This is a genomic window from Cellulomonas sp. IC4_254, from assembly GCF_011603975.1.
Taxonomy (GTDB): Bacteria; Actinomycetota; Actinomycetes; order Actinomycetales; family Cellulomonadaceae; genus Cellulomonas.
Genome location: NZ_JAANNB010000195.1, coordinates 1 through 7,124 on the forward strand (window position 1 = coordinate 1; position 7,124 = coordinate 7,124).

A 7,124-nucleotide genomic window follows, 5' to 3' on the forward strand; every position below is an offset into this window, starting at 1 on the left:
GCCGATGACGGCGAGCGGGGCGCCTACCTCGGCGGTCTCGTCCTCGCCGACCAGGATCTGCTGCAGCGTGCCGGCGAACGGCGACGGGACCTCGGTGTCGACCTTGTCGGTGGAGATCTCGAGCAGCGGCTCGTCGACCTCGACCGAGTCGCCGACCTGCTTCAGCCAGCGGGTGACGGTGCCCTCGGTGACGGACTCGCCGAGCGCCGGCAGGGTGACCTGCTGGCCGTCGCCGGAGCCCTGCGCCTCGGCGGCCGGGGCGGGCTGCTCGGTGGCGGGGGAGGCGGACTCGACCTCGGGGGCCGGGTCGCCGTAGCCCTCGCCCTGCGTGGTGGCGCCCGTCTGCGCCGGGGCCTGCTGCTGCTCGGCCGGGGCCTCCTGCGCCGGGGCGGAGTCGCCGCCCGCGCCGGAGCCGTCGCCGATCACGGCCAGGACGGCGCCGACCTCGGCGGTCTCGTCCTCGGCGACCAGGATCTGCTCGAGCACGCCTGCGAACGGCGAGGGCACCTCGGTGTCGACCTTGTCGGTCGAGATCTCGAGCAGGGGCTCGTCGACCTCGACGCGGTCGCCCACGTTCTTGAGCCAGCGGGTGACGGTGCCCTCGGTGACGGACTCGCCGAGAGCGGGAAGCTGCACGTTGTCGGACATGACCGCTCGTGTCTCCTTCGAAGTTCGTGTGGTCAGTTGTGGGCGTGCAGCGGCTTGCCGGCGAGCGCCAGGTGCGCCTCGCCGAGAGCCTCGTTCTGCGTCGGGTGGGCGTGCACGAGCGCCGCGACGTCCTCGGGGTAGGCCTCCCAGTTCACGATGAGCTGGCCCTCGCCGATGAGCTCGCCGACGCGGGCGCCGATCATGTGGACGCCGACGACCGGGCCGTCCTTCTGGCGCACGAGCTTGATGAAGCCCTGCGTCGCGAGGATCTGGCTCTTGCCGTTGCCGCCCAGGTTGTACTCCAGGGTCTCGATCGCGTCGGCCCCGTGCACCTCCTTGGCCTTCGCCTCGGTCAGGCCGACGGACGCGACCTCCGGGTCGGAGTAGGTGACGCGCGGGATGCCCGACTCGACGATCGGCTGCGGGTTCAGACCCGCGATCTCCTCGGCGACGAAGATGCCCTGCGCGAAGCCGCGGTGCGCGAGCTGCAGGCCCGGGACGATGTCGCCGACGGCGTAGATGTTGCCGACGCCGGTGTGCAGCCGCTCGTTCGTGATGACGAAGCCGCGGTCCAGGGTGATGCCCTGCTGCTCGTAGCCCAGGTCGGCGGTGCGGGGACCGCGGCCGACGGCGACCAGCAGGAGGTCCGCGTCGAACGTCTTGCCGTCCTCCAGCGAGACGTGCACGCCGCTGTCGTCCTGGGTCACGCCGGAGAACCGGACGCCCAGGTTGAAGTTGATGCCGCGCTTGCGGAACTGGCGCTCGAACGCCTTGGACAGCGCCTCGTCCTCGTTCGGGACCAGGTGGGGGAGCGCCTCGATGATCGTGACGTCCACGCCGAACGACTTCCACACGCTCGCGAACTCGGAGCCGATGACGCCGCCGCCGAGGATGATCGCGGACTTCGGCACGTAGTCGAGCTTGAGCGCCTGGTCCGAGGTGATGACGCGGCCGGCGATCTCCAGGCCGGGCAGCGACCGGGCGTAGGAGCCGGTGCCGAGGATGACGTTGCGGCCGGTGACGCGCTCGCCGTTGACCTCGACGGTGTCCTGCGCGACGAGCTTGCCGTAGCCCTCGAACACGGTGATCTTGCGGGACTTGATCAGGCCCTGCAGGCCCTTGTAGAGCCGGCCGATGACCGAGTCCTTGTAGGCGTTCACGCCGTTCATGTCGATGCCCGTGAGCTGCGTCTGCACGCCGAAGTGCGCGCCGTCGCGGGCGTTGTCGGCGAGCTCCGCCGCGTGCAGCAGGGCCTTGGTGGGGATGCAGCCGTTGTGCAGGCAGGTGCCGCCGACCTTGTCGCCCTCGATCAGGGCGACGCTGAGGCCGAGCTGGGCACCGCGGAGCGCAGCCGCGTAGCCGCCACTCCCTCCGCCCAGGACGACGATGTCGAAAGCGGATCCGGTCGTGTCGGACACGTGAAGACTCCTCCGGCGCAGACATAGGGAACGCGGTTGTTCCTGGGTCATCTTGTCATCCCCGCGTAGGCCGGACGACCCAGATCACCGGGGCCCGCGTGTGATTCTGGGAACAGTCATCCCATGTCTCGCCGTCCGGCGGTCGACCCGCGGGCCCTCGGCGGCACCGCCGGCACCTGCGTGGCGCCCGGGTGATTCCCAGCCGAGGCCCAGCCTGCGCCGTTACGCTCCCGGCATGGGTCTGTTCTCCCGCCGCCGCCGCCCGGCTCCCGCCGCGCCGGACGCGCCACCGACAGGGCGCGCCGCCCGCGAGGAGACCGTGCAGCACCTCCGGGAGTTCGCGCGCACCCGCGTGGGCGTCGAGGCGTACCTCGAGCCGCAGACGAACGTCACGCAGACGACGCTCATGCTCATCGCGACCGACGGCGAGTGGACCCGCCGCCGCGTGCCCGACGGCCGCGCCGGGTGGGACATCGCCAAGGAGATCGGCGTGCCGTTCTACGACGTGCAGAAGACCGGGTACCCGCAGCGGATGCGGGACTGGAACTCCCGCCAGCGCATCGAGCGGGAGCGGGCGGCCCGGGAGCGCGCCGCCCGCCGCGCCGCCGACCCCCGCTGACGCGCCCGGGTGGCGGGGCGCGCGACCCCCGCTGACGCGCCCACGGGGGTGCGGCGCGGCTGACCGCCGGTCCACCACACCTCCGCCGGCGCCGTACCCGTCGCCCGGTTCGGTGCTCCCGGCCGAGTTCGGTGGTTGCAGGCACCGAACTCGGCGCGAAGCACCGAACCCGGCGCGGCGAGCCCCGGACGCGCGAGCGCCCGGCGTCCCGGGGAGGGGGTGCCGGGCGCTCGGGGTGGTGCGGCGCGGCGGGGTCAGCGGATCGCGCGGGCCTCGATCAGCGCGAGCAGGGTGCGGACGCCCACGCCGGTGCCGCCGGCCGGGGTGTACCCGAACGGCGCCTTCTCGTTGAACGCCGGGCCGGCGATGTCGAGGTGCGCCCACGGGGTCGACCCGACGAACTCCTGCAGGAACAGGCCGGCGGTCAGCATCCCGCCGAACCGGTCGCCGATGTTCGCGATGTCCGCGACCTTGGACTTCAGGCCCGCGCGCAGGTCGGCTGGCAGCGGCATCGGCCAGAACGCCTCGCCCGCGGCGCCGGCGGCGTCGACGACGTCGGTGCGGGTGGCGTCGTCGCCCATGACGGCGGAGACGCGGGGGCCGAGCGCGACGAGCTGCGCGCCGGTGAGGGTCGCGATGTCGAGCACGACGTCGGGCTTCTCCTCGACCGCGGCGACGAGGCCGTCGGCCATGACGAGGCGGCCCTCGGCGTCGGTGTTGAGCACCTCGACGGTCTTGCCGCCGCGGATGGTCAGGACGTCGGAGGGACGCTGCGCGGTGCCGGACGGCATGTTCTCGGCGAGGCAGAGCCAACCGGTGACGGCGACGGGCAGCTCGAGCCGGGCGGCGGCGAGCACCGTGTGCAGCACGGCGGCGGCGCCGGCCATGTCGGACTTCATCGCGTCCATGCCGGCGGCGGGCTTGATCGAGATGCCGCCGGAGTCGAACGTGATGCCCTTGCCGACGAGCGCGACCTTGGCGGCCGGGCGGGACGGGGCGTAGGACACCTTGACCAGGCGCGGCGGGCGGGCCGAGCCCTGGCCGACGCCGAGGATGCCGCCGTAGCCGCCGGCGGCGAGCGCCTTCTCGTCCAGCACGGTGACCTTGACGCCCTTGGCGCCGGTGTCCTTGACGGCGGCCTTGGCGGCGTCGGCGAGCGCGGCGGGGTAGAGGTCGTTGGGGGCGGCGTTCACCAGGTCGCGCACGCCGTGCACGGCGGCGGCCAGCACCTCGGCGCGGGCGAGCGCCTTCGTCGCCGACTTGTCGCGGGCGCGCGGGGTCAGCACGGTGATCTCGGTGGCCGGGCCGGTGGCGTCCGAGGCGTCGGCGGTGCGGTACCGGGTGTACGCGTAGGCGCCGAACAGCGCGCCCTCGGCGACCGCGGCGACCTGCTCGACGTCCTCGGCGGGCAGCGCGACGGCGACGCTGGTGGCGCCGGTGAGCTCGCGCAGGGCGGCGCCCGCGGCGCGGCGCAGCGTCTCGGCCTCCGGCGCGACGCCGTCGAGCGCGCCGACGCCGGTGAGCACGACCGTGCGCGCGGCGAGCCGGCCCGCGGCCGGGAGGCGGCGGACCTCGTCGACGGCGCCGGTGATGCCGAGCACGCCGGCGAGGCCGGTCACCTGCTCGACGGTCTCGGCGGGCAGCCAGTCGGCACCGACCACGCGGGGTCCGGCGGGGCTGCTGGCGACCGCGACGACGAGGGCGTCGGCGGTCTGGCGGGCGGGGTTCGCGGAGGTCAGCGTCACTCGGGGCACCCGCCGATGCTATCGCCGCGTCCGGGTACCGTGGGGCCCCGTGACCCCGCCGCTCCTGTACGCCGTCGCCGCGGCCGCCCTCGCGCTCGCCGCCTGGGCCCTGGTGTTCGCGGTCCGGGACCGCGCGGTGGTGCTCCGCCAGCTGTGGGGCGCCGCGGTCGTCGAGGGGCTGATGGTGGTCCAGGCGGTCGTCGCGGGTGTGCGGCAGGCGACGGGCACGGTGCCGGACGAGCCGGTCGTGTTCTGGGGGTACGTCGTGACCCAGCTGGTCCTGCTGCCCGCCGCCGCGCTGTGGGCGTTTGCCGAGCGCACGCGGTGGTCGTCGGTGGTGCTGCTGATCGCGGCCGTCGCCGTGGCGTTCCTCCAGCTCCGGCTCGACCAGACCTGGGCCGGCGCGTGACGACCCCGGACCCCGCGCCGCGCGCGACCCCCGCGACCTCCGAGAGCACCGCCTCCGGTCCCGGCCGCGTCCTCGTCGCCGTCTACGGGGTGTTCGCCCTCGCGGCGACGGCGCGCGCGGGCTACCAGCTCGTCGCGAAGTTCGACGAGGCCCCGCTCGCGTACCTGCTGTCCGCGCTCGCCGCGGTGGTGTACGTCGTGGCCACCGTCGCCCTCGCGAAGGACTGGCGCGCCGCGGCGTGGGCGGCGGTCGGGGTCGAGCTGGTCGGCGTGCTCGCCGTGGGCACCCTGTCGGTCCTGGACCCCGGCGACCTCCCCGACCAGACGGTGTGGTCGGGGTACGGCCAGGGCTACGGGTACGTCCCGCTGGTGCTGCCGTTCCTCGGCGTGGCGTGGCTGTGGCACACCCGCCCGCGGGCGGTCGACGGCGCCGCCGCGGGCGAGGGGTCCCGGCCGCCCGCCGCCGCGGACCAGTAGGTTGGGGGCCGTGTACGGCCTCCTCTTCCGCCAGGTCTTCTCCCGCATCGACCCCGAGCAGGCGCACCACCTCGCGTTCCGCGCCATCCGGGTCGCCTCCCGCGTCCCGGTCGTGAACGGCGCGCTGCGCGCCGCGCTCACCCCGCCGCCGTCCGGTGCGGTCCGCGTGCTGGGCCGCACGTTCCCGTCGCCGTTCGGCCTCGCGGCGGGCTTCGACAAGAACGCCGTGGGCGTCCCGGGCCTGACGATGCTCGGCTTCGGGTTCGTCGAGATCGGCACGGTCACGGCGCACGCGCAGCCCGGCAACGAGGCGCCGCGGCTGTGGCGCGTCCTCGACCGCCGCGGCCTGCGGAACCGGATGGGGTTCAACAACGAGGGCGCCGCGGCGGTGGCCGAGCGGCTGCGCCGGCTGCGCTCGACCGCATCGGGCCGGGCCCTCGTCGTCGGGGTGAACATCGGCAAGACCAAGGTCACGGCGCCCGAGGACGCGGCCGACGACTACGCGACCAGCGCGGGCCTGCTCGCGCCGTACGCGGACTACCTGGTGGTGAACGTGTCGTCGCCGAACACGCCCGGCCTGCGCGACCTGCAGTCCGTCGACGCGCTGCGCCCGATCCTGCAGGCGGCCCGCGCCGCCGCCGACGAGTCGGCCGCCGCGGCGGGCCGGCCCCGGGTGCCGCTGCTGGTCAAGATCGCCCCCGACCTGGCGGACGCCGACGTCGACGCCGTGGCGGACCTGGTCACCGAGCTCGGCCTCGACGGCGTCGTCGCGGTGAACACGACGATCGCCCACGACCTCGGCCCGGGCGGCCTGTCCGGCCCGCCGCTGCTCGACCGCGGGCTGGTCGTGGTCGCGCGGCTGCGGCACCGGCTCGGCGCGGACCGGGTCGTGATCGGGGTCGGCGGCATCACCACGCCGGCCGACGCGCGGGCCTACCTGGCGGCGGGCGCCGACCTGGTGCAGGGCTACACCGGCTTCATCTACGAGGGCCCGTTCTGGGCGTCGCGGATCGGCCGGGCGCTCGCCCGCGACGCCGCCGCCCGCCACGCCGCCGCCCCGGCGGGTGCCGCGTGACCGCGCTGCACCCGCAGTGGGCGTGGGAGCTCGCCGGCGCCGGGGGAGAGGTGCTCGACCGCCCGCTGTCGCCGGTGTTCGGCAACCGGTACGACGCCGAGGAGTGGCTCGGCGCGCACTGGCGCACGCTGCGGGACCAGGGCGCGCGCACCGCGGTGCTGCGGAACGACGGCGCGCTCGTGCCGCCGGCGTACGACCTCGGAACGGTGCCCGCGCACGTGACGGTGCGGCCCCGGGACTGACCGCGGACGACGGGCCGGTCCGAGCCGGACGACGCCCGGGCCGTTCTCGCGCGACCTCAGTCGAGGTCGCGCGACCGCAGCAGGATCTCCTGGTCCACCGCCGCGCGCGGCCCCCAGAAGGAGAAGCCCTCGTCGGTGCGTCGCCAGGCCACCGTGCCGTCGCCGCCCCAGTCGGTCGCCCCCCACTCCAGCCCGGGTTCGTCGGTGGTGCTGGTGGACCCGTTGGCCGGCCCGACCTCGAACCGGTGCCCGTCGGGGAACCGGAGCTCCCAGCCCTCGAGGCTGCAGGTGGTGTGCGCCGCGAGCTCCTCGACCGGGATCTTCTCGACCTCGGGGCACGGCGGCAGCTGTCCGTGCACGTCGACGCCGGTCGGGGCGCAGCCTGCCGCGACGACGACGGCGAGACCGAGCCAGGTGGCCCGTGCGCACCGGCGTCGCACGGCGCGACGGGTGGTGACGTCGCGGGTGTCCTCGTGCGCCCGCACCTAGACC

At 75.1% G+C, this 7,124-nt stretch carries 9 protein-coding genes; 5 read left to right on the forward strand and 4 right to left on the reverse strand.

Going from position 1 to position 7,124, the window contains the following annotated elements; all coding sequences use genetic code 11:
• Together G6556_RS15745 and lpdA are read right to left on the reverse strand one after the other, a co-directional pair.
• A partial coding sequence (locus G6556_RS15745; RefSeq protein ID WP_346774940.1) for a biotin/lipoyl-containing protein occupies positions 1 to 648 on the reverse strand: 648 nt, incomplete at its 3' end.
• Positions 649 to 680: 32 nt separating this feature from the next.
• A complete protein-coding gene (gene lpdA / locus G6556_RS15750) occupies positions 681 to 2,066 on the reverse strand; it encodes a dihydrolipoyl dehydrogenase (protein WP_346774941.1) in 1,386 nt (461 codons plus the stop codon).
• A 235-nt stretch (positions 2,067 to 2,301) separates the two neighbouring features.
• Here lpdA and G6556_RS15755 point away from each other — a divergent pair, with 235 nt between their 5' ends.
• On the forward strand, positions 2,302 to 2,685 hold the full coding sequence (locus G6556_RS15755) for an oxidoreductase (RefSeq protein WP_166943496.1): 384 nt from the start codon (positions 2,302 to 2,304) through the stop codon (positions 2,683 to 2,685).
• A 254-nt stretch (positions 2,686 to 2,939) separates the two neighbouring features.
• Here the strand turns inward: G6556_RS15755 and G6556_RS15760 are convergent, their stop codons facing one another.
• Positions 2,940 to 4,439, reverse strand: a complete 1,500-nt coding sequence (locus G6556_RS15760; protein ID WP_166943499.1) for a leucyl aminopeptidase — start codon at positions 4,437 to 4,439, stop codon at positions 2,940 to 2,942.
• A gap of 40 nt (positions 4,440 to 4,479) precedes the next feature.
• Between G6556_RS15760 and G6556_RS15765 the strand changes: the two genes are divergently transcribed.
• From G6556_RS15765 to G6556_RS15780, 4 genes are read left to right on the forward strand one after another with little or no spacing between them, the layout of a single operon-like run.
• The gene (locus G6556_RS15765; RefSeq protein ID WP_166943502.1) at positions 4,480 to 4,839 is read left to right on the forward strand and encodes a hypothetical protein; all 360 of its coding nucleotides are present in this window, start codon (positions 4,480 to 4,482) and stop codon (positions 4,837 to 4,839) included.
• On the forward strand, positions 4,836 to 5,315 hold the full coding sequence (locus tag G6556_RS15770) for a hypothetical protein (protein ID WP_166943506.1): 480 nt from the start codon (positions 4,836 to 4,838) through the stop codon (positions 5,313 to 5,315). Before G6556_RS15765 ends, G6556_RS15770 begins: the two co-directional genes overlap by 4 nt.
• 10 nt (positions 5,316 to 5,325) lie before the next feature.
• Positions 5,326 to 6,390, forward strand: a complete 1,065-nt coding sequence (locus G6556_RS15775; RefSeq protein ID WP_166943509.1) for a quinone-dependent dihydroorotate dehydrogenase — start codon at positions 5,326 to 5,328, stop codon at positions 6,388 to 6,390.
• Positions 6,387 to 6,632, forward strand: coding sequence for a hypothetical protein (locus G6556_RS15780; protein ID WP_166943512.1), 246 nt, complete (start codon positions 6,387 to 6,389; stop codon positions 6,630 to 6,632). Before G6556_RS15775 ends, G6556_RS15780 begins: the two co-directional genes overlap by 4 nt.
• Positions 6,633 to 6,688: 56 nt before the next feature.
• Here the strand turns inward: G6556_RS15780 and G6556_RS15785 are convergent, their stop codons facing one another.
• On the reverse strand, positions 6,689 to 6,991 hold the full coding sequence (locus tag G6556_RS15785; protein ID WP_166943515.1) for a hypothetical protein: 303 nt from the start codon (positions 6,989 to 6,991) through the stop codon (positions 6,689 to 6,691).
• Positions 6,992 to 7,124: the final 133 nt, after the last annotated feature.